Source organism: Marinoscillum pacificum, assembly GCF_024714495.1.
Classification (GTDB): domain Bacteria; phylum Bacteroidota; class Bacteroidia; order Cytophagales; family Cyclobacteriaceae; genus Marinoscillum; species Marinoscillum pacificum.
The window spans coordinates 148,016-173,413 of record NZ_JAMZMJ010000010.1 but is presented as its reverse complement, the minus strand read 5'-3'; the positions used below and the strand labels follow the sequence as shown (position 1 = coordinate 173,413).

Here is a 25,398-nt window from a genome sequence, read left to right as displayed (position 1 = left end):
AACTATCTGTAAATCCTCTGCTGGTTAAGTGCTGTTTGAAATTTTTTGGCGTTGACATTGTGCTCTACTAAAGTATTCGCAAAAACATGTCTACCAGAAAAATCATCCTTTGCACAGAAATAAAGGTAAGAATGATCTTCGTAATTCAAAACAGCTTCTATCATATTGATGGAAGGCATGTTGATGGGACCAGGAGGTAGGCCAGCGTATTTGTAAGTGTTGTACGGAGAATCAAACTCCATGTCTTTCAAAAGAAGCCTTCTGATTTCGAAGTTATTCAGTGCAAACTTCAATGTTGGGTCCGCTTGAAGTTTGTAGCCTCTGTCAAGTCGATTTAAATATACACCAGCAATTGTTGGTGCTTCATCACTGAAGTTTGTTTCAGCATTTACGATGGAAGCCACTGTAGTAATCTCTTCAGGTGTTAAACCAATTTTTTGAGCTTGAGCAAGTCGCTCCGCATTCCAGAATTTATCATATTCTTTCTTTAGTCGATCAAGAAGTTCTTTTTCAGAGATGGTCCAGTAAACTTCATAAGTGTTGGGTAAAAACATACTAATGAATGTCTGCGAATCAAATCCATAAGCTTCTGCCACACTATCTGATGTCAGTATTGGGATAAGATCCAATGAGTCCATCATGATGTTATTCGTTAGTTTGCCCGCTAGTTCCTCTATTTTTCTGGCGGTACTAAACGTTAGTTTCACTGGAGTTTGTAGGCCAGCTCGAAGCATGTTGATGGCCGCTGTATTGCTCATGTCTTTTTTGAACAAGTACATGCCTGGTTTCACATTCTCGTCATACTTTTTCAGTTTAGACAGAAAACTAAAGGATACCGCATCGTTTATGATTCGTTGATCATATAATTGATTTCGCACTTCTTCAAAAGTGGTTCCCTCTGGAATTGCGAAATAGCGGTCTTCCTGGTCTACCAGGATATTTGGAGTGAATAAAATCTGGTAGAAATAAAATGCAAACGACGATAGCATAATTGTGCCGATGATCAAAGCGGCAGCTACCCAGTTCTTTTTGTTCATGCCTTTATTGAGTTTGGGGCAAAGGTAGTGAAGTGTCTTTTAACGGATTAGAAATTAAACGAGATGTGTCAAGCAAACAGTCTGGACCACCAAGATGTCTTTTGGGGTTTTAGTGCAGATTCTAAAAGTTTAGAAAAGACCACATCCTTGTGAAAGAACTTATCAAAAAACTCTCGACACAATTTTTGTCTGTGAGTGATTTCATCCTTTTTATGAATTTCTATTACTTTCTCAAGACATTTCTTTTCAGACTTCTCAAAGACAATGAGGTCTTTCCATGGTATTTCATTTTCGAATGGTAGCACCATGTCTGTATTAACTAGTACAGGAATTCTTCCGAATGCCAAGGTTTGATAAAAGCGCATGGAAAAGTTTCCTCGACCTCTATTGCAAAGTACAAATTGTGAGCTTTTGATGTTCGCCTCGTATTCGTCAACCAATTGTGAATTGTGTGGATCACCACCCCAGAATTTATCTCTAATGATGAAGTTGGATTCAACTCTATTGGATTTCTTAAAAGTTTGAATAATCTTTTTTCGATGCTTATTTACAAGACCACAAAAACCAACTACTGGAGTTATGGTTGATTCTGATGTAGGAAATGCTGTGTCATTACATTCCCAAATGTAGGGAAGCACGAATTCATTTATCCTTTTCCTGGAAGCTCTCAAGCTTGTTCGAAAGAGTATTAGATTCTGATGATGGTTATATCTCTGTTCAAAGTCATCAACTATGAAGACCAGGGTTTTGTGTTTATCATCAGTTTTTGACGAAATATCTTTTAATATTTCGGGGGTGCTTGTATTAGCCCAAAGTATCTTCGAATGAAGAATTAAATGGGTATCCCCATATAACGATGTATTTTCATTAAAATGATCAACAATACACGACAGGTTGGGGGCTAGAGGTCTTTTTATTTGAATACTCAAGGGGATGATCAATTCAGTTTTAGCTGCGTTCCCAGACTCAAATACAAATTGCTTACTCTCTTGATGTAGTACTTGTTGTGATTTCTGCTGCGTACTATTTCAAAGAAGATATTCAGTTTTTCTAATTCATAGTTAACATATCCGCCCCATCCATATTCAATGTCATGATCTGGTTCACGAATATTCCTGACTAAATAGTCTTTGTTTGTTTCGATACGCGATCCTGATAACCCTAAAGTAGATTGCTTATGGGTGAATTTGACCATTAGAATATCACAGTTACTACCAGGGCCAATTCCTGCTCCTAGAAGTTGTCCTTGATTGGTATATCCCTGCTTGTTAACTGAGTGTATATAAAATGAAGGTTCAGGTCTCCAAAGAAATGTATGATTACGGGAGAGATTGGTGTGCTCATAATTGATTAGGAACTTGTCGCCATTTTTTAGATATAATTCTTTTTCAAAACCGATTGTATATGCTCTACTGTGTTCTGGCTCTATCCACTTAAAAAATCCCCCAAAGTCATTGTATGCAAACTCCATGTATGCTCTGAAACCAACTGACGGGAACTTCCATTCCATAGTGGCCGAGGCAAGTTGATCAAATTGATCATTTGGACCAACTGTGTCTAATACGTGAATTACTGAAATCAAATCTTGAGCGCTAAACCTGTTGGTTTGTTTATAAAGAGCCTTATTGAATCCAAGAGTTAGGTTCTCAAGAAATGGAGGAGTATAGGCGAAGAATAGACCATTGAAATAACTTCTGTTGTTGTCTTCATTATTGTCGAAATATTCAGATTCTTTTAGGAAGCCGGCCAATACAGTCAATTCCATTTTACCGAGGTATAGGTTTTTGGCATTGAGATCAAATGGTTTGCTGCCAATTCTCAAATGAGGAAACCCACCGCCTTGTCTACTTAAAATTATAGGATTAAAAACCGAAGGACCCACAGAGTAATTTTGAGTAGACACGCTCGTTACAAACTTGCCTAGCTCCAATTTTATCTCAGATTGACCCGGATGAAATGTTGTAAAGGAGGAGTTTCCGAATCTATTGGGCCAATCAATACCTCCCAATCCTTGTGTAAATTGATATCCATATGGACTAATGCTATTGTTAAGAATTGGTGGATTTAGTTTTGATTCAAGGTTCTGAGAGTAATAAACTACTGGATACAATGCATAGGTCACCGGTCCTATTTTACCTGCCACCCCTCCATGCAGCTCGATCGTTAAACCTTTACCTTTCCAAACCGGTCCATCATTGAACCCTCTCGGGTAATAGTTATTAGCACTAGTCCTGAATAGTGGATCTAGTAATTCAATTTTGTTCGTAATTTCTTCTGAATGAACTGATTGGTAGAAACCTAAGGTTGTAGTATCATGAGTAATTTCAATTGTCGTAAATAGACTACCTGGCGCACTAATTTGACCAAATACTACAGAAGATAGTGATATGATAGCAATCGAGAATATATAATTCAGTCTCATGGTTCATAGTTTATAGTGCAAATAAAGCCAATGTTGGCTAATTGAAATTGTTATCAAGGGTGTTGATTAACGAGGATTTTTGCTTTTTAGCGTAATTTCGAATTATGCAAGAGCTTGTTTCCGTGTGTATACCATGTTATAATGGTGAGGAATACTTAGAACAGTGTTTACAGTCTGTAATTAATCAGACATACGAGCATATTGAAGTTCTTGTAATAGATGAATCTTCAGCAGACAGCTCTCAACGAATTGTAACTGAATTTGCCAGAAAAGATTCCAGAATAAAGTTAATAATCAATGAACGTAGACTTGGTCTGGTAGAGAACTGGAATAAATGCCTAGAAATGGCACAGGGTGATTGGATCAAATTTCAATTTCAGGATGACCTCATGCAGCCGGATTGCATTGAGAAAATGCAGGAAACGGGAAAAAGAAATGGCACTGGATTAGTGTTGACAGATCGAGAGTATCTGTGCGACAATCCAGAAAGGCGTACATTTTTCGATGGTATTTTAACCCTTGCCAAAGCATTGAAAGAACAGGAGATATTGGTTCATCCAGAAAGGATAGCAGAAATCTTAATTGGAAATAAACTCAAACATAATTTTCTTGGTGAACCAATAGTTGGCTTAATTCATCGGTCCTTGATAGAAAAATATGGATTGTTTAATACTAAATACCAACAGATTGTAGATTTTGAATATTGGCTGAGGATTGGTCTTAATGAGCACATATCGTTTGTTCGTGAAAAGTTGAACACATTCAGGGTGCATTCAGGGTCTGTATCCTCTAGTAATATCGCCACTATAGGCCCTAATCCTTCTTATACTGATCGAGTGGTGTTGATATTGGATTTGTTGGAATCTTCTTTTTATCAAAAATTTCGAGTCATGATCGGTCAAGAGGGTGTTGATGAATTGAAAACAGTCTTATCACATTACGTGAAGAAAATTGGATTACTCAAATCAAGTCGAATGATCAGTTGGAGTATAATAAAATATTATAATCGTGGAGTTTTCGGTTTATTCAGAAAGTGATAACTTCTTTATAAAAAGTAGGTTTCCTCGAAAACCAATCCTGTTCTGTAGTCATCGCCCTCATCCCACATCAGATCATATTCCTTTCCGTTTTTAAATAGAGAATATTCAATTTCCCAATGCTGATCTTTCTTATCGGGGCTATAGGGTTCATGGCCATTGTATAACCTGACGATGACTTCATCCCTTCCCTTCGTGAGTAAATGACCAACCTTATAGGTTAGGTTGCCTTCCAGGTCTGGGTTACCTTTCATTTCACCTGTTGAGTATATCAATGAATCATTAACGATGATTTCTACCTTGTTGTCGATTTTGTAAAAAGCGAATGTATAATCGTCTTTTCTGTCATCATTAGATATCCAGTTAGAGTTCAAAACTCCTAAAAGTCCAATAAATAAGATGGAAATTTTCGTGACCATAAGTACAAAGTAAATAAGCTTAATTGATAATAATCAAAGGATATTGTATCAAAGAGCATACCATATGATTAGAATTACTCATTTTCTTGAAAGAATACCGATTGAGAGAGTTTAGATTAGGATAAGTTTGTGTGATGTCAGGTAAAATGAAATCAGAAACAAAACGATCAGACACTTGCTGTATTATAGTTACTTACAATGCTATGAAATGGATAGATCGATGTATTGGTTCTATTCTAGCGTCTGACCAGAAGTCTGACATCATCTTAATAGATAATTGTTCTTCTGATGACACCCTGGCACATATTGAAGAGAAATACCCGCAAGTTCATGTCATTGTTAATCAAGAAAATGTGGGTTTTGGAGGAGCGAATAATCAAGGTATTGCATATGCTTTTAGCTTGGGTTATTCTTATTTCTTTTTGCTCAACCAAGATGCATGGGTAGATGAGAATACTTTAGGATGCCTTAGAGATCAATTGATAGCAAATCCAGACTATGGAATAGTATCTCCTATCCATCTGAAAGGAGATCGGTCAGGATATGATCAGTTGTTCTATACATTTGTGTCTGAAGACGTTTCTGACGATTTTCTAGCCAATATCAATCAAGAATCAAATATTGCGGAAGTTCATTTTGTGAATGCAGCAGCATGGCTCATATCTAAATCATGTATAGAACGAGTTGGTTTGTTTCATCCTTTATTTTTTCATTATGGTGAAGACTTTAATTACGTACAGCGATTGATCAACGGAGGATTAAGGATAGGAATAGTGAATGATGCACTCGTAGTTCACGACAGAGAAGATAGGCCTCCTTCTAAGATCAAGTTTGATCCGATCAAGCGTTTTGAAAGAGACTTATACATTAAGTTGCTTGATCCGTCATCGAGATTTGGCTGGATAAGATATGGATTGTATGTTTCCAACAGAGTCAAATACCTCAGCAAAAATTTGGCGAATAATGAAAGAGAAAGGCTGAAAAAGCATGCATTAGAGAATTTTCGGTCAATCTATTTAAAAGCTCTTAATTTTGATGATAGCCAATTGTTTCTGTCAAAACCGAATAGTCCAAGTAAATGAACCGTGTACCTGCCGTAGTTGTAGTAGCCTATGATCGACCAGCATCACTAGATCGTTTACTCTGTTCGTTGCAGTCCGCACAGTATAATGTGACAGATATTCCGCTATTGATCAGCCTTGATGGAGGAGCAAACTCAGAGGTGATACAAGCAGCAGAGGATTTTGAGTGGAACAATGGAGAAAAAAAAGTAATCACTCATCAGGAAAATCTGGGACTCAAGGCACATGTAATGAGCTGTGGCAGATTAACAAAGGACTATGGAGCGGTTATCGTTTTGGAAGATGATCTAGTGGTAAGTCCGGTATATTATCAGTATGCAGTAGAAGCCCTGACTTATTGCGAAGATGATCAATCAATAGCAGGAATTTCCTTATTCAGCTATCATATCAAAGAGTTCAAGCATTTGCCATTCATTCCACTTGAAGACGGGGCTGATAACTACTTTTTGCAAGTGCCATCTTCCTGGGGCCAAATCTGGACGGAAAGTCAATGGGCAGATTTCGAGAATTGGATGGATCAGAAAGTGAATTATGATTCGGTAAGAGTTCCAACGCCAGTTGCTAAGTGGAGTGACCAATCATGGAAAAAGGATTTTATATACTATCTGGTAGATCAGCATAAATTCTTTTTTTACCCTAGGGTTTCTTTTACAACGAATTTTGGAGATGCAGGAGTAAATCATAAAGGGGAATTTGCTCGTTATCAAGTCCCAATATCTTTGGGAAAGAGGTCGTTTCAGTTTCAGAAATTGAGTGAATCGATATCTAAATATGATGTGTTTTTTGAATGGCTAGGACTGACTGAAAAAGAATATCAAGGATTGGAATTTGATCTATATGGAGAAAAGCCGTCTTTTTTGGCTGAGACACAGCTGGTGCTAACCACTCGTAAAGTCAAAAATGCCATAGCGACATTTCAGGCAACTATGCTTCCATTAGAGGCTAATTATTTACAGAAAGTAGAAGGGCAGGGAATCAATTTGGCAAGAAAAGAAGATGTGATTTTGAGTAAAAGACCGATGAGCCCCGAGATCCATGAGCGGCTAGTGGGACAGTACAGCAAGCAACGTCACTGGATTCAGTATTTGTATACGTTAATGAGCGAACTGGGACTTTGATATGCGGATATTGGTATGTTTATCTTCTTTGCCTAGAAATTTTGAATACTTTGTTGAGAGTTTCCAAAATCATGTTCTGAATCATATTGGTCATTCTGTGGATTTTGTTGGGCACTTTCCTGAGCAGCCGGACAAAAATGCGCTAAATGAGCTTCTGTCTAAGGTTGATAATCAATTGGTAAAAATAGAGGCCGATCCGACATTTACATGGGAACTGTCTTATAATGAAAATCTGATTGGAAATCAGGGGATTGAGGGTAATCTTCTTCAGTGGCAATCCATGATTTCGTGTAACCAATTAAAGAAACAGCTGGAGAAGAAGGTTGGTCAGCCGTACGATTGGGTTATTTGGTCCAGGCCAGATATCTGTTTTTTTAACGATCTGTTTATTGATTTTAATCAAAGTAGCGAGCACATCTATTTGCCGCCTGTTGATAATCATGAAGGGCTTTATGATCGATTTTGTTATGGTGGATCACAAGTGATGGATGCACGAATGGATATCCTGAGATACTTTCTGGAAGAGTGGTATCCAAATTATCATAACAATCCAAAATACTTGAAAAGGAAAGGCAAGATATGGGCAAGATATAGTTGTTGGAACCCTGAGATGGTTTTCAAACAATTGCTACTAGATCGAGGAATTAATTATCGATGTATTGATTTAGTTACTGGGAAGTTTCGTCAAAAACATAATCAAGAAGGAACGTTGAAGACTTATGTTTCATTACCATTTTTTGATGTGAAGCATAATTGTAAAGAGGTTAAGTTGGTTCATAAGAAATTGAAAAAGGTTTTAGTGGAGAAGTTTGAGGATGAGCGAACGGCTTTAGTCGATTATACAAATCTCAAAGAACTCATAGGGTAGTATTAAATGTTTTTTAGAAAGAATTATAGAGGTAACTCATTCACAGGTCGTTCTTTAAATGACCTGACACTTACTTTTTGCATTACACACAAAAACCGTGAATCGTATCTAAAAAAAACACTTCTGCAAAACCTAAATGACAATCAAGCAAACCCGAATGTGGATTTTGTTCTTGTTGATTTTCAAGATGATTTAGAAATTGTGGATTGGGTAAGTTCTGAGTTTAAATCTTTTTTGGGTAGTGGAAAACTCAAAGCTTTTCACAGTAATGATCTTCCAGAATGGCATTCGCCAAAAGCCAAGAACTGCGCTCATGCGTTAGCTGAGGGTGATATTTTGGTGAATTTGGATTGTGATAACTATACCGGAAAGAATGGCGGAGATTTTATCATCAAACATTTTAGTGAAGCAACAAATGAGATTCTGTTTTGGCAGTACAGCAAGAAGAAACTTGATGGAAGTTATGGACGAATTGCTCTGACAAAAAATACATTTTATGAATTGGGAGGCTATGATGAGTCTTTTCTTCCTATGGGGTTTCAGGATGGTGATCTAATTAAACGAGCAGAACGATTCGGAACCCAAATTATCAAAAATCAAGATCCACTATACAACATGGCGATTAAGCATGAGAAATTTATTCCTCATAATATGACCTGGAAGCGGATGAATGAGCATAATCAGAGAATTTCAAAAAAGAATATCAAAGAAGGTCTTTTGGTTGCCAATAGTGGTGATTTTGGGGTAATCGCTAAGAACGTAAAAAGAATAGACTGATAAGTGAAACACTTTTTAATTACCAGATTCAATGTGAAAACCAGAAATTGGGATTCAGATAAGAATGGCAATTCAATTTTGGATGATGGTTGGATGACTCATCGATTTGATTTATTTGAGAATTATTGTTTTCCATCTGTAAAAGCTCAGTCGAACCAGAATTTTAAATGGATTGTGCTATTTAACAGTGATACGGATGAAAAGTGGAGAACCAAAATTTCAGAATTGGAGTCTCAATACGACCTATTTCAACCCCTATTTATTGATGGTGTAGCTAATTTGTTGTCCGATCTGAAATCCTTTATATCTGGTCAGCTAAGTGAAGACAAATATGTGGTTACCACTCGCATGGATAATGACGACCTCATTCATAAGGATTTTATTGACGCAATTCAGACTCTTGCAAAGCCAGTAGATAAGTTAGTGGTAGACCTTCGCAGAGGATATCAGGTTAATTTTTTGAATGGTGAAGTAAAAAGTTACTATGCCAAATTCAATCCATTTATTAGTGTTGTTGAGCAAGTAAAGACAATGGAAACAGTATTCGCTCGCATACATGGAGACTGGCGAACAGAGACTAATTTAAGGGTCGGAAAAAGTGACGCTTATTGGGTTCAAGTTGTGCATGATAGAAACAAATACATTTATGATAAAGAAGGGTTATTTTATGCTTCAAACCCTAAGCTGTCGGAGTTTCAGATGGATTTTCAAGTAAACAATCCTAAATGGCTGGTCAGGATTTTTTTGAATTTTATGATTTACTTAAAAAACAAATTCACATAGGAAGTTTTTATCCATTCGACCTAAATGACACACCTTATTCTACATATTGGTCCTCCTAAATGTGGTTCTTCATCTATTCAACACTTTTTGAAAAGTGAGTGGAAGGACCATTACAGACATGTTTCTCCTCCATTGATTGATCTCATGAATCAGAGTGTTGATTCTGATGATAGCAATTTGGCAGAGTTTATCAGCGAAGTAAATGAACTGTTAAAGAAAAAGAATATTGCCATCCTCAGCCATGAGTATTTTTTTGAATGTCACCGAGCTGTAAAGTTCATCTGTGATCAGGTAAAAGCTGATCGTATTTCTATTATTGGATATGTTCGCCCATCATCAAAGTTATTAGTTGCAGCGTTTAATCAATGGGAGTTTAGGAATCCTGAGATGAGTGATAGCATTAATGAAATACTTAAATCCAATCTACTAGAACCCAATTTGTTTTTAGGAACGGAGGCTTATCTGATGGCCATTGTTCTGGATTCACAAAAGTTGACTCTCAAGCCATATAAATGGAGTGAGGAGTTTCTAAAATTAGAAAGTTTGATAAGTCATGATCATGTTGAGCTAATTGTTAATTCCTTGCCAAGTAAAAACAGATCTTTTGACTTGATAGAAGACTTCTGTGATAAATCGGGCTTAGCCAAAGGGAGTTATTCTCCTGATGTGATAAACCCTGCGTTCAGTGAAATAGTAGTGGAGTCTTTTTACAGGACTAGCAATGAATTTAAAAACCGGCTAGGTCAGCATGGTTACAATCATTTTTTAAGGAAAATTTCTGCTGACATGAATGAGGTTCAGTTGACCACTTCAAGTTTATTCCAGAGACTTTGTGCGTATATTGATGGAGAGAGTCACTCGGAAACTAGTTCATTTAGTCGAAGGTACAATATCCCGGAGGAAGAGCTTCTCCCTGACAATAGAATAGAAAAAGATGCTGTATTGAAACTCATCAAAGAAGAGAATAACTTGCGACAATCTCAATCTAGTCTACTTGTTGCCTATCAGAATATGTCATCAGAATGGGCCGTGAGATCATTTGATGATTTTGTTGCAAATTCCAAGAAAAAATCATCAAAAAGTGGGATTTCAAAGTTGCTTACTATTTTTAAAAAGAAGTGATTTTCTAGAAATACTAGATTGAAAGTCCTGTTCAAAGAGCATATCGTAAAAAGAAAACTCCCTGTCAATTTTAAAGAGACGGATAGAGGTTTGTTTGAGCATGAGCTAGAAAAGCGAATTGCTAAATCTTACTTATTAGAGCTTTCGAACGTATTTGTGTTTGACTATATCTTGTTTAAGCCATGGAGTTTATCCAGATATTTCAAGTACTATATGGCACGCAGAGAATCCAACTTTCGAATATTCTCGAAGTTCTTTTTGCTCTTGAGGGGATGGAACTCGATACCTGAAGCTGTGTGGTTTTCGGATAATCGAAGCCCCAATTATTTTCATTGGTTTTCAGATAGCATGACACGTTTATTGCTCCATGCGCGAACTGCCGATCAAGCTCCTGCTTTGATTCCAAGTGAATATTATCAAATTCATTTCGTTCGTGAGTCTCTAAGCGCCTTGGGTCTTCCTATTGTTGTACTTAATTCCAATAGAGTCTACAAGGTCGATAGAATGATCGTGGCGAGTTACACTGCTAAGCCGGGGAATTTCAATAAGGAGCTAATCAATGAATTAAGGTCGAAACTCATAAAGAACACGAATTCCAAACCTCATCGAAAAGTTTACATTAGTCGATCCAAAGCTCTTATTCGTAAGATTAAGAATGAAAAGGAAGTTATGTTATTGTTTGAGCAATTTGGTTTTGAACTTCATCACTTTGAGGATTATAGCTGGGCTGATCAGTTAAAAATTATGTCAGAAGCGAAAATTCTGGCAGGTCTGCATGGAGCGGGGTTAACCAATATGTTGTTTATGCATAAAGGGGGTAAAATTTTGGAGATCAGAAACGCTGTTGATAGTCACAACAATTGCTATTTCTCGATGGCTTCAGCTTTGGAGCATGATTACTTTTATCAGCTAAGTAATAGCGTTAATTCCATAGCTAAAAACGCGGATGTGTCTGTTGATTTAGTCCAGTTAAAAAAGAATCTTGAATTAATAGTAGGTAAGGGCTAGCTTGATCAAACGACTTTGCCTTCTTGTAAGTGAATTTTGTGATCTGCTATGTCAAAGTACTGATCATCATGCGTAATTAGAATGACTGTTTTTCCTTCCTCTTTGAGTTGAGGAATGAGTTGATGGTAAAAGGCTTTTTTAAACTGAGGGTCCTGATTGGCTGCCCACTCATCAAAAATATAGATTTCTTTTTCTGCAATCATCGAAAGGACTAAAGCCAGGCGTTTAGATTGTCCGGTAGATAAACCTTTATGAATCACTGTGTTGTTCTCTATTTGCACGTGATTGTCTATAGAGAATAGTTGTAGTAGCTCTTGCACTCTTGGTAATTGATCCTGAGAGATATCGTTGTTCTTAAAAAGGTGATTGTCAGCAAATACGGCAGATATCTTATTTCTAAAACTCTGTAGGTTATTTCTGTTGATCTGCTCATTACCGTAAACTAATTGGCCTTTTTCTATTTTGTATAGACCAGCGATAACTTTTGATAGCGTGGTTTTACCACTGCCATTACTGCCGTATATTATGGTAATTTGATTTGCTGGGATCTCCATAGAAACAGGCCCAAGGTGAAAATGGGAGTCATCTCCTCGTCGATAAGTATATTCCGCGTTTTGTAAGGAGATGAATTGATTAATGGACTCTAATTCTATTCTATCCTCTTGTGAATCGTCTTTCGCATTAGAAAGTTCAATGCCTATTTCTTGTATGTGCGTGGTGTAAACTTTCAATGGTACCAGATCTTTGGTGAAATTGGAGACACTGGACAATGGATTGACGATAAATAAAGAGATTGTGAGAAACTCCGCGAATGCAGACATATTCAAAACATCTACTGAAATACTCAGCAGGATCATGCAGCAAATACCCAATATCATGACTGTTTCGGACATCTTTCCTGTTGCTTGATTGAAGAACCTTAAACTGATTTTGTTTTGAGCTTCTATTTCTCCTGATTTCTTTAGATGATTCTCTATAAAAGTGTCTTTTTGGGATGAGTTGAGACTCAGCTCTTTTATACCATAGATAATGTCATGAATGTTGTTGTAGACGGCATCCCAGCTTTTTCTGGAAGACATAGTGAGTTTATATGCCAATACATTGCGTCGTAGTATGATCAAATACGTCACACCAAAAAATGCGATCATGATGAGTGTGAGTAGCCAGCTTATTGTAACCAGATATATGATTCCTGCCAGAGCGATGACAAAGTTCCTATTTGCTCCTGGCAACTTCTCTATGATACGAGACAACCCATTGATATCAGATATCATACTGGAGAATAGCTCTTTCTTCTTACCCTCTACCTCTTCGTATTCAGATTGGAAGATGAGATTACTAAAGTCAATACGCATTTCAAGAATAATGCGATTGGTGATTCTCGATAATGTTTTTTCGGAAATAAGGCCAAATACAATGAATACGAGAAGTCCAATGCCCACAGAAGTGAAAAACATGGTTGGGTTATCCAATCCTTTTTTTACTGCCTGGTGAAAGCTTCGCATGATGTACACTATTCCTAAACCTGATAGTGTGCTCATTAAGGTTGCGATGATTAATCCTGTTAAACTTCCTTTGAGGTATTTCCAAACGAAACTCATTGTGTTTTTTGATTATCTGCTTATTGGGTAATTAAAGCCGGGGCAAAACTACCATATAAATTAGCCTTTAGCTAAATGCTTGAGCGATGAGATTCTCGTTAATATTGCAGTGGATAGAGCATTGCAATTAAGTGGCCATTAAAGAGAAATTAATTAGCTATATAGTTTTTCGACCGAAAGGAAGGAAATCAACCCATATACACGATGAGTATGGATTAGAGAAGTTGCGTCCAGCCTCTTCTGCTTTCGGTATTTATTTGAGTGGAAATGCTGATGATCTTGCCAGGGAACTCCAAAAGATGGAAAAGGAGTTTAAGGTATACAAATATGAATCTCGATTTCAAATTCCCTTTTCCATAAGTGCTAATAGAGGCTATTTAGTTGAACACTACTTTTTAAAAAGCTTAACGAAGACTAAGTTTTACACCAGAGATCAACATAAAGCATCTGCTTTTGTATTGCCAGCAACTCCATATATGTACTACATGCTGGTGCAAATATGGTGGAAGCTGTTGCAGGTCCTTCGAATAAAGCCTAATCCTAAAACAGATGGAGAATTTGAGTTCAACCAGAAGAGGAAATTAGAAGAATGGTTTTTAAAGAAAGCAATAGCCAGAGCAGTTGATTCAGCCTATTTTGAGCAAGGGAAAAGACATATTTATTTTTCATCCAAACTGGGTACAGAATTTCTCGAGAAGGTAAATAACGACTTGTTTCAGCATGCACATTTAGTTGTTAATAGTGCTGATGCCAAGCGAGGTTTCTTCAACCCTCAAAAAGATGTGAGTAGTGTATGCATGAAGGATTATAAGATTCCGAAATATGCAGCTGACATAAATGCTTTCGATATACCGTTTGATCAACGTAAATACTTTGGGTACTATGCTGGGATGATCTACGGTCAGAGAGGCTGGGTGCATGAAAAACGGACGGACGAGTGTTTATGGATAGATCATCATGTTCCATTCGCACAATATTTAACTTATTACAGTCAGTCTAAATATTATTTTCATTTTCCAGGAAGTTCCGAGTGGTCTCCACGATTGTTTGAAGGGATGTGGTTTGGTGCTGTTCCTGTTGTTGTCTATGAACAATATACCCTGCCATTTTCAGATTTGCTGGATTGGACCAAGTTTGCCGTTTTGGTCCCAATGGATAAAATCCAACAGTCGTATGATATTCTTAAAGGTATCACTCCGCAGGAGTGGGAAGACAAGCGTTTTCATTTAAAAGCGGCATTGAAACACTTTGTGTATCACAAAAAACCAGTTCCTGGAGATGCTTTTTATATGACCATGTACTCGGTTTATCAGCGGATATTAAAAAGCTAATTACCTAGTAACTTGAAAAGCCGAGCAATTGGGTTCAATAGTCTGTGTTGAAGGAGATAAAGAAATTGCGGCTTTATTTTTCTGTTGGATGGCTTTATATCAAAGCCAATCTTTTTTAGGTAATTAAGTGCCGATTGTTCGTATTTACCTCTGTAAATCAGGTTTACTGTACTGAACCTGTACTCCTCAGAATTTTTAGTTAGAGATAAGAACTTTTCTGGAAGTTCATTTGATCTTATGGATCCTTTACGTTCTAGATCGTGAGGAGATTCCCCAGGAACAAGTAGGGATAGTAAAACAGATTTTTTCCACAAAGCAGGTTTTAAGCTCACTCTGAACTTAGAGTCTTTTGGTAATTCATAAAACAGATCTGATGAGGAGGCCTGGGTTTTAGAAATTTGCCATAATCTTAAGTACCCAGCATTAGCTTGTATGGCCTCCTTGATGATCACTGTAGTGTCACCTTTTGGTATTGCTGCCAATAATAAGTCCTCGAGCCAGAGAATAATGTAGTCAGAATCGATCTGTTCTAAAGCGTAAATTAAGTTGTCACAATACCCTTTATCATCTCCAATTTTGATTGTTTTGGTTTTAGTATCTGGTGCTTCAAGATGGTTCGAAATCAAGATTTTTTCAAACGGACAATCGGGCCATGATCTATTGAAGCAGTAGAAAAAGGGTTCCCACGCATCGGCATATGCATCGCATGATGGGATCAATATGGTCACTTTTTCGCTCATTCAGTGGCGAAGATACCTATTTCAATAGGTTAATGATTTATTCAGATAAGTTAAGAATGTAATTCTGTACATCTTTGAGCTTAAATAAGATTAATTTCTTTAGATGACATTTTTCAGCAAAGCTATACTTCTGACAACTAAAAATGATGAAGCATTCATCCAACTCAAGTGTGCTCACATAGAGCAAAGTTTAGGTTTGCCGAAAGGGTTTGTTGAAGTATTTAAAAATGAGCCTGACACTGAGGATTCTAAGCGAGGTTGTTTCAATGCTCACTATGATGTCTATTGCTACATAGCTGAAAACAAGCTAAGCAATTGTCTGATCTTTGAGGATGACGTTCATTTTTTATCAAAAGTCTCTCCGTCTAGCTATCAGCAGTTTCTAAATGAGCAAGAGTGGGATGTCTTTTATTTTGGTCACAAGCCTGATTTCAGGCAGGACACTTATGCCAAGCGAACAGAATATTCTGGAATTATAAAGGTTCGCACCAATGATCGTCATGCATATGCGATGAATTTGGAGTTTGCTAAGTTGATGGCTAGAAAGCCTTGGACTGGAATCTTTGGAGATAGACTTTTGCGGTCTAGTACAGATAAAGCCTTTGCTTTAGTGCCTGGAAGAGCCATTCAGGTAGGTCCCTGGGGAACAGCTTCGCATTTAAATGGGATCACCGAAAAATTTAGCGAATACTTACGCCTTGCCTGGCAAAAGCCCTTTCGATTATTCGATTTTTTAAAGTACTCCTTACTTCTGCTTTTCAAGATGCCTTATTGGTCAATCTATTGTTCCATTATAGCATTGAAATCAAAAAAATAAAAGAGTTACAGTATTTTGATCTAGAGTATCTATAAGTCTTAGAAGAGGTTTTCCGTCTGCTTTGATACAGGATTAGTTGAATAATCTTGACCAAAATGATTTAGACTCCCGCTTCCTTTTGATCTCTTGTTCTTTATTGTATCGGTATGGGTTTAGCTCTTTGTAGATATCTGTGTTCCTGTCGTATTGATGTACGATTGTTTGAACACACTCATTGTCATCTAGGATTATCCCATCCTTTAATTTGAGATTGCTTTCCCGTCCGCAAGTAATAACACCAAAGGTTTTGTTGGGGTGTATGATACAGTTGTCAATTTTATTGGTGTGCACCAGGTAATTGTGAAATCCCTGATCAATACCACCGATTATTTTAGGTTGAGTATTGTGAAACTTGACAATCTCATCGCTCATGAGTTTGAGGTAATTGGCCATTTGTTTATGGCTACCAAAAGTAAACCCAGAACAAGAAATGGTTTTATTCCCAATCAGAGCAAGACCTTCTTCACCGTAACCATTGAGTATCCAATTTCGATTAAATGAGTTTTCCACAATGGAATTGTTATCGCGTTCTAAAAAAACATGAAGCTCATCCTTCACTTCATAATCATCTAGATTTCCTTGAAATAATACATCTCTTGTGTCGGAGATAAACACATTGCCATACTCTTGGCCTGAATTGAGGTAGCTCTCGTAAATCAGGTATCTCCTTATAGCGGGCAACAACTGATCAATTATTGGTTGATCTTTTAGTGTTTTCTTGAAAACAGGATCCTTTGAGTCAATGCAGGTAACACTATAGGTCTGGTAAATTTCCTTTCGTTTCGTGGTGTTGATTTTGTTGGTGAATAGAACCGCTTCACCAGAAAATCCATGAGCTTTTAAGCTCTTGATAAAAACTTCTAGATCCCCAATGTCATATCCATGGGCAAAACCCATTAATAAATTAGTCAATACCTGTTTGTTTAATCCTTGCAAATTTATCTGGTGTCGGAACTAACCAGACACTCTAAACAAAATAATTTGATTCTTCTAATTGTTAATTTATGGAGTGTTATGATTAAATGCAGAATCATAACGAAACATGACCTTAATTTAATTTTTTAGGACGCGTTTATAAACATTCTCGATTTGAGTTGTCAAGATTTCCCAATCAAATGGTTGAACAACTTGACTCCCTTCTAAAATCATTTTTGATTGTTCGTTCTGATCGCTAATCAGAGCCAAAGTCTTAGCAGCTAAGCTTTCAGTATCATACGGTGAGGCGAAATACGCACGTTGTTTTTCTGAAAGCACATTTAGGTAGCCTTCATTTCCATAGCCACACATGGGTGTGCCCATAGCCATTGCTTCAAGCAAAACGATTCCAAAACTTTCTCCAAAAAGTGCTGGAGCGATATACAAATCAGCGGTTTTTAAAAGTCGAAGTTTCTCGCTTTCTGAAACAAACCCAAGCATTTCAATATCCTGTAGTTCATGTATTTTGATAAAGTTTTCTGCTTGGATTCTCTCATCACCGTCTCCAGCAATGATTAGTCGGATGTCAGGGTTTGCCTTTTTGACAATTTTGTAAGACTCCAATGCGTGCAAAATTCCTTTTCGTTCTTCAAGCCTTCCGAGAAATAGGATGTTGAATTTACCATCGTCATACTTTTTTATTGGCTCAATAGGTTGTTGGTACTCCGCTAAATCTATACCGTTTGGAATGATAGAGATTTCTCTTTTTGAAAACCTATTGATGTATGCTGCTTGTGTTTTACTTACTGAAATGATGGCATCCATTAATGTGAAAACACCCTTAGCAGCTATTGGCATGATGTTTTTTCCGACAAATTGGCTTTTTGGTGTGTCGTGAAAGGTGGTGACATGTTTTGCTCTACTAAATCTTCTAATTTGAAATGGTAGCGCTGGATTCCAAAAAGTGTGAAAATGAATAACGTCAAATTGCTCGTTTCGAAGGAAGTTTTTTAGTGCTTTTCGTTCAGCTCCTAATGCGATGTTGATATCAATTTTGGTGCCGCCCAAGTTTAGACTCCTGTTACCTCCAAAATGATAAACACCTTCCTCAGAAATATTGGGATTGGGGGCAATTATTTTCACTTCGTGACCCATTTGTCTCAGATATTTGGATAAAGACTCAATATGGTTTTTTACCCCACCAGGACGTGAAAAATCATATGGGCAAACCTGAGCAATCTTCATGGGTGGTTGTGTCTTGGTATTAGTGGATTTGATTAATCTTGTATGCCCCAAAAATAGGAAAGTCTTATAATGAAGTCACAAATATTAATAGGAGCGAGTGAATTTATGGCAGCATTGAGTGTTAGAGCTCAAGAAGCTAAAGAATCTCTTTATGTGCAAGCAATGACTTTTGAAGGAGATGCGGCAGGGGAGGAGTTAATTCATTTGATGCTGCAAAGCCCTGCAAGAGATAAGCGACTCATAATTGATTCTTTTTCAAAAGCTGTCGTCAGTGATCACTTTGTCTTTGGGCTGAAGTATTTGAGAGATCCAAACTTTAAGGGAGAAGTAAAGAATACATATAGGTTGTTAGCTAAAGCTGAAGCGAATGGGATAAAGGTCAAGTTTGTGAATCCTACAGGCCCATTGATGCTTCGATATCCGCTTCGAAATCATAAAAAGATGATGGTGGTGGATGGTAGATACTCATACTTGGGTGGGATAAACTTTAGCGATCACAATTTTGAGTGGCATGATATGATGCTTGAGATGGAGGATCTTTCCATAGGCAAAGCAATCCGAGCGGATTTTTTAACCACTTGGAACGGTTCAAACCAGTCACTCAAGGAAAATCTTAAAGGGCATCAATTATTTTTTCTCAATGGAGTGAGAAGTAAAAGTCTGTATGAGGAGTTTTTTGACATTCTTAGACAAGCTCAATCAAAAATTACTGTTATTTCTCCTTATGTATCAGAGCCTTTGCTTCCAGTGCTTCAGAGTATAGCGGAATCTGGTGTAGAAGTGAGTATTATCTCTCCAAAGGAGAATAATAAAGGCTTGTTTTTTGATTACCTCCTTTCACAGAGTAATAAAGGGTTCTTTAAGCTCTTTCATCATCCTGGGATGTTTCATTTGAAAGCTATTCTAATTGACAGTGATAAACTTGTTTTCGGAAGTAGTAATTATGACTTAATCAGTTATCACTTTGAGCAGGAGGTTGTGATGATTACAGAAGATCGGGCAATTGTCAATGAGTTTGCAAATCGAGTACTGGATCCAATGACGAAGGCGTCAGTAGAATATCAGCCAGGAACTGTTAAGGCCACCAAAGCAAAAGCGATCATGAAAGGCTTAAAGGGTTTTTGTCAGCTGACCTCCAATGCAGTATTGAAACCTAAATCTTAATTAAGCGGCGTTCTGAAATGAAAATTCTTGAAGAAGCTCTTTGTCTCTCTTCGCTTGAATTAAGGAAATAGGAATAATGAAAATGGTCCAGGCAACACTGGCAATGAAATAAATATCTATTCTGCCAAAAAGGGAGCAGACCATTATGGCAGTTCTATGAGTGTTGGTGCCGCAGAAAATAGCCCACCAGCTAAGCATAGATTTATTGTAATCTCTGTAACGCTCTAAAAATCGTCGGGAAATTTCGGAGTTGGTAGTGAGTTCTCGCATGGATTTGCGCTGAGCAATGCTTCTGGTTATAAACTTCAATTGCTTGTTGGTGTAATCTACGATAATATAATAGATCACCTTATGGTACCATCGGTTCCCCTGAATTTCTACTTCTTTGGAAGTGTATGGAATACTGCTTTCTTCTTTGTTTTCCATCAATTCCTGGTATTCACATTTATAGAATTCATAGATGGCAGACTTGACACTATGAACAAAACCTGAGGCTCCTGCAATAGCAACTATGGTAAGAAGGCCATAGATGTCTTTGAAATAGGCAATTCCTGCGAAGTAGCATGCCATGAATACCATGTTGTCAATAGTGCCATCCACCATTCTGCCAAATTCACTTGACGTTCCTGTCATCCTGGCTAGTTGGCCATCTGCGCTATCTAGTATTCCTGCAAGCGTTATAAGAAAGCAAGCAACTGCAATAATCCAAACATCTGTTTGCCAGTAAAGCAAAATACCTCCTGGAACACCAAAACCCAAGCTTAAAAAACTTACGTGAGTAGGTGTTAGATTGAGTGTTTTTCCTAGCCTGGCAAATAACAAACCGAAAAAACGACTGAAGTACAGATCAAATGTTTCTTCTACATCTATTTGCTTAATCGAGGCTAAAACTTCCTGATAATGTCTACTGATGAAATTCAATTGACTCATTATTTAGTTAAACTTCGGCTCCTAAGTGCTCAATGTTCTTTTTGTAATCCTTGTGGTTGATCCACTCCAGGCTATCTTCCTGTTTGTTTTTATCTAAAACGACTGGGTTTCCCAAATAGTCTAGTCTTTTTCCAGGCCACCCGCAAGATTCCCACAAATACATGAATAAAGAGTTTCGATTTAGATTTGGATGAATGTTTGGAGCAAATTCTTTCTCATATATTTCTGGTAGTTCACTCCAGTGTAGCGTTGCATTATTGTGATGCAAACCATGGTACCCATTGTTGAATACCAGAAAGTTTAACAGCTTGTTGGTAAAATTTCTGGAGTGATTATATTCATGATAAACATCACAGCCATCATGTTGCCAAAAGTTAGTTCCTACGATGCCCCACTGAGCCCATAAGTGCGGTAGCCAAATAGTTAATAACGTCACTGGCCAATTGAAAAATAAAAGAGGAATCTTAATTAAGCCTACACCAATCAGTTCCAAGAAATATTGAATAACCCAGCTTCTTCGATCTTCTTTCCACATTTTTTTGATCCATAGCCATTCAGATTTCATGATGCTGTCAGAGGTTACAAAGAAGAACAATGCTTGATTGAGAAAATTCCACTTAAACCTTAACTTATCCGTTCTGGCAATGTCTTGATCTTTGCCTGTGTGTTGATGATGACTTAGGTTATGACCTATCACAAACGGACTTACAGGATATCCATAAGTCATAGAAAGTACGATTTGGAACACCTTGTTTGCTCGCTTACTTCTAAATATAGGTACATGGACCGTGTTATGAACGATCACAGCACATATAAAGGAGAGCATACATAAAAAAATAACTGCAAAGATCTGAAGTGCTATGTGCAATTGAGGGAAATAGTACCAGATCAGTCCTGTGCTGACAAAGTACAGGGTAACAGCTGCAAGTGTTTTGCGATCTGATTTATATTTTAATTTCAACATATTATCAGACTTTTTCACGCGTAAGGCGCATGGATACAGTAGACCATTTAGAGTTAAATGGTGATAATAAGTATTGCCTGATTAAATACCAGATCAGACTTTTTTCATTCAATTTAGGATCGATTTTGTCTCTGATTTCAGCATGAAATTCAGGTAAACGACTCCAGTGTAGATGAGGTTTTATGTGATGCGCAGTATGCAGTCCATTGTTGAATAGGAAGGTATTTAGTGGGCCTTCTATATTTCTGGAGTGATTGTATTCTGATTCTTCATCTGCATGAATATGCTGTACGTAGTTAAATACTAATACACTGTTGAGCGAGATTTGTTGAGGGATTATCACGAAGAGAATAGCCGCTTTCCAGTCAATAATGAATGCAGCTACAACGAATAGAACCAATGATATGATCTGGAAAATATGTTCAATGAATTTTTCTCGATTTTTTGTTCTCAAATCAGAAAGATAGCGTCTGATAGCTTTCAGTTGAACCCCACTACTATACATCGGATAGTAAATGATAGTCCATAAGTTATTCTTTTCAGAGAATGCGTAGGTCTTCGTATAATCTGGTTCCTTGTTGGTATGTGTATGGTGGTTCTGAAGATGAGTGGGGATCCATCCAAATACAGGGAACCCGTATAGAACTGTCAACCAGCAGTCCGTGAGATTATTCAAGGTTTTGTTTTTCCAGATGCTTACATGGCGATGATTATGAACAATAACTCCCACAGTAATAGCCATAACCAATTCTATACCATAAAGTATCCACAAAATCGCAGATTGGATTTGCTCATGATAAAAGAATAATACCAGCATCAGGGATGAGGTGAAAGTTAGATAGACTAAGGTCTTAATATCGGCTTTGTATCTAAGCATAGAATATTGATTGTCACAAAGTTAATCAAATCACTAAACGTTGAGAATTTTTTAATGTCAGTATTGGAATATTAAAGATGAACATGAAAAATAGGAGATATACTAGCTGTCTATCAATTAATCTTCTGGCTTTCAATTAAAGTACAATGTTTAAATTTGCTGGATGGGAGCTACTAAAGATTTCATTTGGGAGGAAGGACGAGAGCCTCATTTTCAGCGTAGAAAGCAGATTTTGAAAGAAGTGCCTGAGGTGAAGGAGTTAATGGGTATAGATGCTGGTCTGAAGTACAAAGTTTTGCTTGTCTCACTGTTACAGTTAGCAGTGTCATTTTATGTGCCGTCTAATATTTGGGGGTTCATCGCAGTGTTGTTTTTAGTAGGTACTACATTGGTGCATATCCTGGTTTTAGCCATTCATGAATTATCCCATAACCTTGCTTTTGAATCAGAAGCGAAAAACAATTGGCTAGCCATTTTGGTCAATCTGCCCTTGGTTTTTCCATTTGCAATGGCTTTTAAAGCATATCACCTTGAACACCATTGGAAACAAGGAGAAGATAAAATTGATACAGATCTTCCTACACGATTGGAAGCGAAGCTATTTAGAGGTTTTGTAGGGAAATTTATTTGGATGTTTTTTCAGATTCTCTTTTACGCTTTACGGCCATTGATGGTTTATCCAAGAAAACCCAATAAATGGGAGTTTGTCAACTTAGTGGTCCAAATCATTTTTGTTTTAACGTATCTGAATTTTGTAGGTTGGATAGGTGTGCTATACATGGCTTTATCTGTGATATTAGCAACTGGTCTTCATCCCTTGGGTGGTCACTTTGTGTCTGAGCACTATGTTACTAAGCCTGGTCAGGAGACATATTCCTATTATGGGCCATTAAATAAGTTGGTTTTCAACGTAGGCTACCACAATGAGCATCATGATTTTCCAAATGTTCCAGGTTCTAGATTGCCAGTCTTGAGAGAAAAAGCCAGCAAGCATTATGAAGGATTGCATTCTTACAATTCCTGGACGAAGGTGATTTATCACTTTCTTACTCAGAAAAATATAGGGTTGAATTCGCGGGTGAAGAGGTAGAAAGTAATCACCTTCTACTTTTCATTTATTTTGCTGACAATAACGTCCACTGCTTCCTGAACGGTGTTTATCTTGGCAATGGAGTCATCATCTATTGCAATATCAAATTCTTCTTCTATTGCAATAATGATGTCAATTAAATAAGCGGAGTTAATTTGTAAATCTTTCAGAATATCCTTTTCTGGAGTGATTTCTTCTACTTTTACTTCATCAGGTAAGTACTTACTGATAATTGGTGTGAGTTTCTCCTGTATTTCTTTTAATTCCATAATTACGGCTTGAATTTGCTGAAAATTAGCGAGCAATTTACATCACCGAATCCAAAATTAGACTTAATTATTGTTTGAATTTCTCTTCGCTCAGTTTCTAATGGTATTTTCTCTATTGGGTAAATATTCTTAATCTTCTCATGTATGGTATCGGCATCAATGTTGATGTTTTTATGAATGAAACCTTCAGTTAACTGAATGATGCAAGCTACAGATTCAATAGATCCAGCGGCTGAGATAGCGTGACCTATCATGGACTTCACAGTATTGATTGCTGGTAGTTTATCAGGAGGTAAATTTAGTGCTGTTACCCAGTTTTCGATTTCAATTGGATCTGCCATTGTAGAAGTAAGATGACCAGATATTAAGTCAATTTCGGAAGCATCAATATTGGCATGATTAATGGCAGATTTTATACATTCAATAACTGCTTCAGAATTTGGAGCAGTCATAGAGCCTCCATTACGCTGACCACCACAGTTTTGAGATACACCTACTAATTCAGCTAGTATGTTAGCACCTCTAGCTTGTGCAGATTCCAAAGTTTCCAGAATAAGAGTACCAGCACCTCCAGACGGTACAAATCCAGATGATTTCTGACTCATAGGTTTGCTTGCTTTTTCTGGAGCGTCATTTGAGTTGGGTACGAGAATTCTCATGGTGTCAAACGCTCCCCAAATAAATCTACCTATTCCTTCTGTGCTTCCGCACAGCATTATATCTGCTTTGCCTAATTGTATTTGTTCATAACCTATTAAAATCGCTTCGCTCCCTGTACTGCAGGCAGATGAATTGCTGATTACGGGGCCTCCTAATCCTAAAAGTTGATTTAGGTATGCCCCAGTGCCGCTAGTCATAGATTGTGGAACCAGAGTGGTGCCAACCGTTCTAGACTTTCCAATATTTAGCTTCTCAATTGGGTCAATGATAAATTCATCTAAACCAGGAGCGCCAGCTCCAAATACCATTCCCCATCTTGATTTTCTTTCTTTGCTAGGTGAAAGTCCCGCATTTGCCCACGCTTCAAGGCCTGCTAAACACCCGTACTTGATGGCATTGTTTTTTATTACTTCTTTGTAAATATTGGGGAAATATTTATCAATGTATTCTTCGGAAACTGTCGGTACTCCTGCCACCTGACATCTGTAGTTTTGATTGGCTGAGTCCTCCTGGAATTTAATTCCTGATTTCCCTCTATATAACGCTTCTGAAAATTCGGAAATACCAACTCCGTTTGGAGCAACTACTCCCATCCCAGTAATTACTACTCTTTTTTGATTCATTTATTTACTAATTAACACTCCACCAAGTTCACCTCTAGCAACAATGGTCTCCTCGTGCATACACTTTACTTTGCAAAATAATTTACCTAGTCTAAAAAAGACCTTTTTTGACTCGATGGTAAGTTTAGCTCCTGGACCAACGGCATTCACAAACTCTACGTGAAAATTGCTGAAGACTGGTAGAATTTCTTTATTCCCTTTTTCAGGGTGCTCATCAAATTGTTTTAATAACAATCCTATTCCAAATGAAACCAAGCCTATTTGAGCCATGATTTCCGTAATGATCACTCCAGGAACAATTGGTTTCTCTTTAAAATGTCCTCTGAAATAGTGCTCATCTTTTTTAATGGTATACGTGCCAATTATTCTGGACTCATCCAATTCTTTGATTTCATCCACAAATAAGAATGGATCACTGTAGGGGAGTAGTTCAAGGATTTGTGGTATTTTCTCTTTCATT

General features: G+C 37.4%; 26 protein-coding genes. 12 read left to right on the top strand and 14 right to left on the bottom strand.

Annotated features, from left to right (window positions below; all coding sequences use genetic code 11):
- Nucleotides 1-2: 2 nt before the first annotated feature.
- From mltG to NXS00_RS19835, 3 genes are all read right to left on the bottom strand, one after another.
- Complete coding sequence (gene mltG / locus NXS00_RS19845) at nt 3-1,037, bottom strand: endolytic transglycosylase MltG (protein ID WP_258101014.1); 1,035 nt, start codon at nt 1,035-1,037, stop codon at nt 3-5.
- A 68-nt stretch (nt 1,038-1,105) separates the two neighbouring features.
- A complete protein-coding gene (locus tag NXS00_RS19840; protein ID WP_258101013.1) occupies nt 1,106-1,675 on the bottom strand; it encodes an exostosin domain-containing protein in 570 nt (189 codons plus the stop codon).
- A 299-nt stretch (nt 1,676-1,974) separates the two neighbouring features.
- Nucleotides 1,975-3,459 carry a capsule assembly Wzi family protein gene (locus tag NXS00_RS19835; protein WP_258101012.1) on the bottom strand — a complete coding sequence of 495 codons (1,485 nt, stop codon included), beginning with the start codon at nt 3,457-3,459 and terminating at the stop codon, nt 1,975-1,977.
- Nucleotides 3,460-3,563: 104 nt separating this feature from the next.
- Between NXS00_RS19835 and NXS00_RS19830 the strand changes: the two genes are divergently transcribed.
- Nucleotides 3,564-4,496: a glycosyltransferase family 2 protein gene (locus NXS00_RS19830; protein WP_258101011.1), complete on the top strand. Its 933-nt coding sequence runs from the start codon at nt 3,564-3,566 to the stop codon at nt 4,494-4,496.
- Nucleotides 4,497-4,504: 8 nt separating this feature from the next.
- Here the strand turns inward: NXS00_RS19830 and NXS00_RS19825 are convergent, their stop codons facing one another.
- On the bottom strand, nt 4,505-4,915 hold the full coding sequence (locus NXS00_RS19825) for a hypothetical protein (protein ID WP_258101010.1): 411 nt from the start codon (nt 4,913-4,915) through the stop codon (nt 4,505-4,507).
- A gap of 134 nt (nt 4,916-5,049) precedes the next feature.
- Here NXS00_RS19825 and NXS00_RS19820 point away from each other — a divergent pair, with 134 nt between their 5' ends.
- From NXS00_RS19820 to NXS00_RS19790, 7 genes are read left to right on the top strand one after another with little or no spacing between them, the layout of a single operon-like run.
- Nucleotides 5,050-5,997, top strand: a complete 948-nt coding sequence (locus tag NXS00_RS19820; RefSeq protein WP_308709520.1) for a glycosyltransferase family 2 protein — start codon at nt 5,050-5,052, stop codon at nt 5,995-5,997.
- Nucleotides 5,994-7,115, top strand: coding sequence for a glycosyltransferase (locus tag NXS00_RS19815; RefSeq protein WP_258101008.1), 1,122 nt, complete (start codon nt 5,994-5,996; stop codon nt 7,113-7,115). The genes NXS00_RS19820 and NXS00_RS19815 overlap by 4 nt, the downstream gene beginning before the upstream one ends.
- A gap of 1 nt (nt 7,116) precedes the next feature.
- Nucleotides 7,117-7,983, top strand: coding sequence for a DUF7796 domain-containing protein (locus tag NXS00_RS19810; RefSeq protein ID WP_258101007.1), 867 nt, complete (start codon nt 7,117-7,119; stop codon nt 7,981-7,983).
- 6 nt (nt 7,984-7,989) lie between these two features.
- Entirely contained in the window at nt 7,990-8,760 is a 771-nt protein-coding gene (locus NXS00_RS19805) for a glycosyltransferase family A protein (protein ID WP_258101006.1), read from the top strand.
- A gap of 3 nt (nt 8,761-8,763) precedes the next feature.
- The gene (locus tag NXS00_RS19800) at nt 8,764-9,543 is read left to right on the top strand and encodes a glycosyltransferase (protein ID WP_258101005.1); all 780 of its coding nucleotides are present in this window, start codon (nt 8,764-8,766) and stop codon (nt 9,541-9,543) included.
- 24 nt (nt 9,544-9,567) lie between these two features.
- Complete coding sequence (locus tag NXS00_RS19795) at nt 9,568-10,665, top strand: hypothetical protein (RefSeq protein ID WP_258101004.1); 1,098 nt, start codon at nt 9,568-9,570, stop codon at nt 10,663-10,665.
- Between the two features lie 18 nt (nt 10,666-10,683).
- Entirely contained in the window at nt 10,684-11,673 is a 990-nt protein-coding gene (locus tag NXS00_RS19790) for a glycosyltransferase family 61 protein (RefSeq protein ID WP_258101003.1), read from the top strand.
- 5 nt (nt 11,674-11,678) lie between these two features.
- On the opposite strand, the gene NXS00_RS19785 is transcribed toward NXS00_RS19790, so the two are convergent.
- Nucleotides 11,679-13,274 carry an ATP-binding cassette domain-containing protein gene (locus NXS00_RS19785; RefSeq protein ID WP_258101002.1) on the bottom strand — a complete coding sequence of 532 codons (1,596 nt, stop codon included), beginning with the start codon at nt 13,272-13,274 and terminating at the stop codon, nt 11,679-11,681.
- Between the two features lie 224 nt (nt 13,275-13,498).
- Between NXS00_RS19785 and NXS00_RS19780 the strand changes: the two genes are divergently transcribed.
- A complete protein-coding gene (locus tag NXS00_RS19780) occupies nt 13,499-14,605 on the top strand; it encodes an exostosin domain-containing protein (protein WP_258101001.1) in 1,107 nt (368 codons plus the stop codon).
- On the opposite strand, the gene NXS00_RS19775 is transcribed toward NXS00_RS19780, so the two are convergent.
- Entirely contained in the window at nt 14,602-15,345 is a 744-nt protein-coding gene (locus NXS00_RS19775) for a hypothetical protein (protein WP_258101000.1), read from the bottom strand. The two genes, NXS00_RS19780 and NXS00_RS19775, sit on opposite strands and share 4 nt — an antisense overlap.
- 103 nt (nt 15,346-15,448) lie before the next feature.
- Here NXS00_RS19775 and NXS00_RS19770 point away from each other — a divergent pair, with 103 nt between their 5' ends.
- Entirely contained in the window at nt 15,449-16,162 is a 714-nt protein-coding gene (locus NXS00_RS19770) for a glycosyltransferase family 25 protein (RefSeq protein WP_258100999.1), read from the top strand.
- A 72-nt stretch (nt 16,163-16,234) separates the two neighbouring features.
- Here NXS00_RS19770 and NXS00_RS19765 read toward each other — a convergent pair whose 3' ends face one another.
- Complete coding sequence (locus NXS00_RS19765; RefSeq protein ID WP_258100998.1) at nt 16,235-17,113, bottom strand: hypothetical protein; 879 nt, start codon at nt 17,111-17,113, stop codon at nt 16,235-16,237.
- A 141-nt stretch (nt 17,114-17,254) separates the two neighbouring features.
- Nucleotides 17,255-18,361: a glycosyltransferase family 4 protein gene (locus NXS00_RS19760; RefSeq protein WP_258100997.1), complete on the bottom strand. Its 1,107-nt coding sequence runs from the start codon at nt 18,359-18,361 to the stop codon at nt 17,255-17,257.
- Nucleotides 18,362-18,430: 69 nt separating this feature from the next.
- Here NXS00_RS19760 and NXS00_RS19755 point away from each other — a divergent pair, with 69 nt between their 5' ends.
- Nucleotides 18,431-19,525: a phospholipase D-like domain-containing protein gene (locus NXS00_RS19755; protein ID WP_258100996.1), complete on the top strand. Its 1,095-nt coding sequence runs from the start codon at nt 18,431-18,433 to the stop codon at nt 19,523-19,525.
- On the opposite strand, the gene NXS00_RS19750 is transcribed toward NXS00_RS19755, so the two are convergent.
- From NXS00_RS19750 to NXS00_RS19740, 3 genes are read right to left on the bottom strand one after another with little or no spacing between them, the layout of a single operon-like run.
- Nucleotides 19,526-20,455, bottom strand: coding sequence for a CDP-alcohol phosphatidyltransferase family protein (locus NXS00_RS19750; protein ID WP_258100995.1), 930 nt, complete (start codon nt 20,453-20,455; stop codon nt 19,526-19,528). It abuts the gene before it with no gap.
- Between the two features lie 7 nt (nt 20,456-20,462).
- Nucleotides 20,463-21,419, bottom strand: a complete 957-nt coding sequence (locus NXS00_RS19745; protein WP_258100994.1) for a fatty acid desaturase family protein — start codon at nt 21,417-21,419, stop codon at nt 20,463-20,465.
- Nucleotides 21,420-21,423: 4 nt separating this feature from the next.
- Nucleotides 21,424-22,296: a fatty acid desaturase family protein gene (locus NXS00_RS19740; RefSeq protein WP_258100993.1), complete on the bottom strand. Its 873-nt coding sequence runs from the start codon at nt 22,294-22,296 to the stop codon at nt 21,424-21,426.
- A gap of 163 nt (nt 22,297-22,459) precedes the next feature.
- Between NXS00_RS19740 and NXS00_RS19735 the strand changes: the two genes are divergently transcribed.
- Nucleotides 22,460-23,386 carry a fatty acid desaturase gene (locus NXS00_RS19735; RefSeq protein ID WP_258100992.1) on the top strand — a complete coding sequence of 309 codons (927 nt, stop codon included), beginning with the start codon at nt 22,460-22,462 and terminating at the stop codon, nt 23,384-23,386.
- Nucleotides 23,387-23,400: 14 nt separating this feature from the next.
- Here the strand turns inward: NXS00_RS19735 and NXS00_RS19730 are convergent, their stop codons facing one another.
- From NXS00_RS19730 to NXS00_RS19720, 3 genes are read right to left on the bottom strand one after another with little or no spacing between them, the layout of a single operon-like run.
- Nucleotides 23,401-23,655: a phosphopantetheine-binding protein gene (locus tag NXS00_RS19730; RefSeq protein ID WP_258100991.1), complete on the bottom strand. Its 255-nt coding sequence runs from the start codon at nt 23,653-23,655 to the stop codon at nt 23,401-23,403.
- A 2-nt stretch (nt 23,656-23,657) separates the two neighbouring features.
- Nucleotides 23,658-24,938, bottom strand: a complete 1,281-nt coding sequence (locus NXS00_RS19725) for a beta-ketoacyl-[acyl-carrier-protein] synthase family protein (RefSeq protein WP_258100990.1) — start codon at nt 24,936-24,938, stop codon at nt 23,658-23,660.
- Nucleotides 24,939-25,397 carry a 3-hydroxyacyl-ACP dehydratase FabZ family protein gene (locus tag NXS00_RS19720; protein ID WP_258100989.1) on the bottom strand — a complete coding sequence of 153 codons (459 nt, stop codon included), beginning with the start codon at nt 25,395-25,397 and terminating at the stop codon, nt 24,939-24,941.
- Nucleotide 25,398: the final 1 nt, after the last annotated feature.

Bases quoted from the DNA above. Each gene is read 5' to 3' on its own strand.
- NXS00_RS19760 (WP_258100997.1), bottom strand. From the start codon at position 18,361: ATGAAGATTGCTCAGGTTTGCCCATATGATTTTTCACGTCCTGGTGGG.
- NXS00_RS19745 (WP_258100994.1), bottom strand. From the start codon at position 21,419: ATGTTGAAATTAAAATATAAATCAGATCGCAAAACACTTGCAGCTGTT.
- NXS00_RS19740 (WP_258100993.1), bottom strand. From the start codon at position 22,296: ATGCTTAGATACAAAGCCGATATTAAGACCTTAGTCTATCTAACTTTC.
- NXS00_RS19770 (WP_258100999.1), top strand. From the start codon at position 15,449: ATGACATTTTTCAGCAAAGCTATACTTCTGACAACTAAAAATGATGAA.
- NXS00_RS19755 (WP_258100996.1), top strand. From the start codon at position 18,431: ATGAAGTCACAAATATTAATAGGAGCGAGTGAATTTATGGCAGCATTG.
- NXS00_RS19830 (WP_258101011.1), top strand. From the start codon at position 3,564: ATGCAAGAGCTTGTTTCCGTGTGTATACCATGTTATAATGGTGAGGAA.
- NXS00_RS19750 (WP_258100995.1), bottom strand. From the start codon at position 20,455: ATGAGTCAATTGAATTTCATCAGTAGACATTATCAGGAAGTTTTAGCC.
- NXS00_RS19725 (WP_258100990.1), bottom strand. From the start codon at position 24,938: ATGAATCAAAAAAGAGTAGTAATTACTGGGATGGGAGTAGTTGCTCCA.
- mltG (WP_258101014.1), bottom strand. From the start codon at position 1,037: ATGAACAAAAAGAACTGGGTAGCTGCCGCTTTGATCATCGGCACAATT.
- NXS00_RS19735 (WP_258100992.1), top strand. From the start codon at position 22,460: ATGGGAGCTACTAAAGATTTCATTTGGGAGGAAGGACGAGAGCCTCAT.
- NXS00_RS19775 (WP_258101000.1), bottom strand. From the start codon at position 15,345: ATGAGCGAAAAAGTGACCATATTGATCCCATCATGCGATGCATATGCC.
- NXS00_RS19825 (WP_258101010.1), bottom strand. From the start codon at position 4,915: ATGGTCACGAAAATTTCCATCTTATTTATTGGACTTTTAGGAGTTTTG.
- NXS00_RS19730 (WP_258100991.1), bottom strand. From the start codon at position 23,655: ATGGAATTAAAAGAAATACAGGAGAAACTCACACCAATTATCAGTAAG.
- NXS00_RS19815 (WP_258101008.1), top strand. From the start codon at position 5,994: ATGAACCGTGTACCTGCCGTAGTTGTAGTAGCCTATGATCGACCAGCA.
- NXS00_RS19805 (WP_258101006.1), top strand. From the start codon at position 7,990: ATGTTTTTTAGAAAGAATTATAGAGGTAACTCATTCACAGGTCGTTCT.
- NXS00_RS19795 (WP_258101004.1), top strand. From the start codon at position 9,568: ATGACACACCTTATTCTACATATTGGTCCTCCTAAATGTGGTTCTTCA.
- NXS00_RS19720 (WP_258100989.1), bottom strand. From the start codon at position 25,397: ATGAAAGAGAAAATACCACAAATCCTTGAACTACTCCCCTACAGTGAT.
- NXS00_RS19820 (WP_308709520.1), top strand. From the start codon at position 5,050: ATGTCAGGTAAAATGAAATCAGAAACAAAACGATCAGACACTTGCTGT.
- NXS00_RS19785 (WP_258101002.1), bottom strand. From the start codon at position 13,274: ATGAGTTTCGTTTGGAAATACCTCAAAGGAAGTTTAACAGGATTAATC.
- NXS00_RS19835 (WP_258101012.1), bottom strand. From the start codon at position 3,459: ATGAGACTGAATTATATATTCTCGATTGCTATCATATCACTATCTTCT.
- NXS00_RS19810 (WP_258101007.1), top strand. From the start codon at position 7,117: ATGCGGATATTGGTATGTTTATCTTCTTTGCCTAGAAATTTTGAATAC.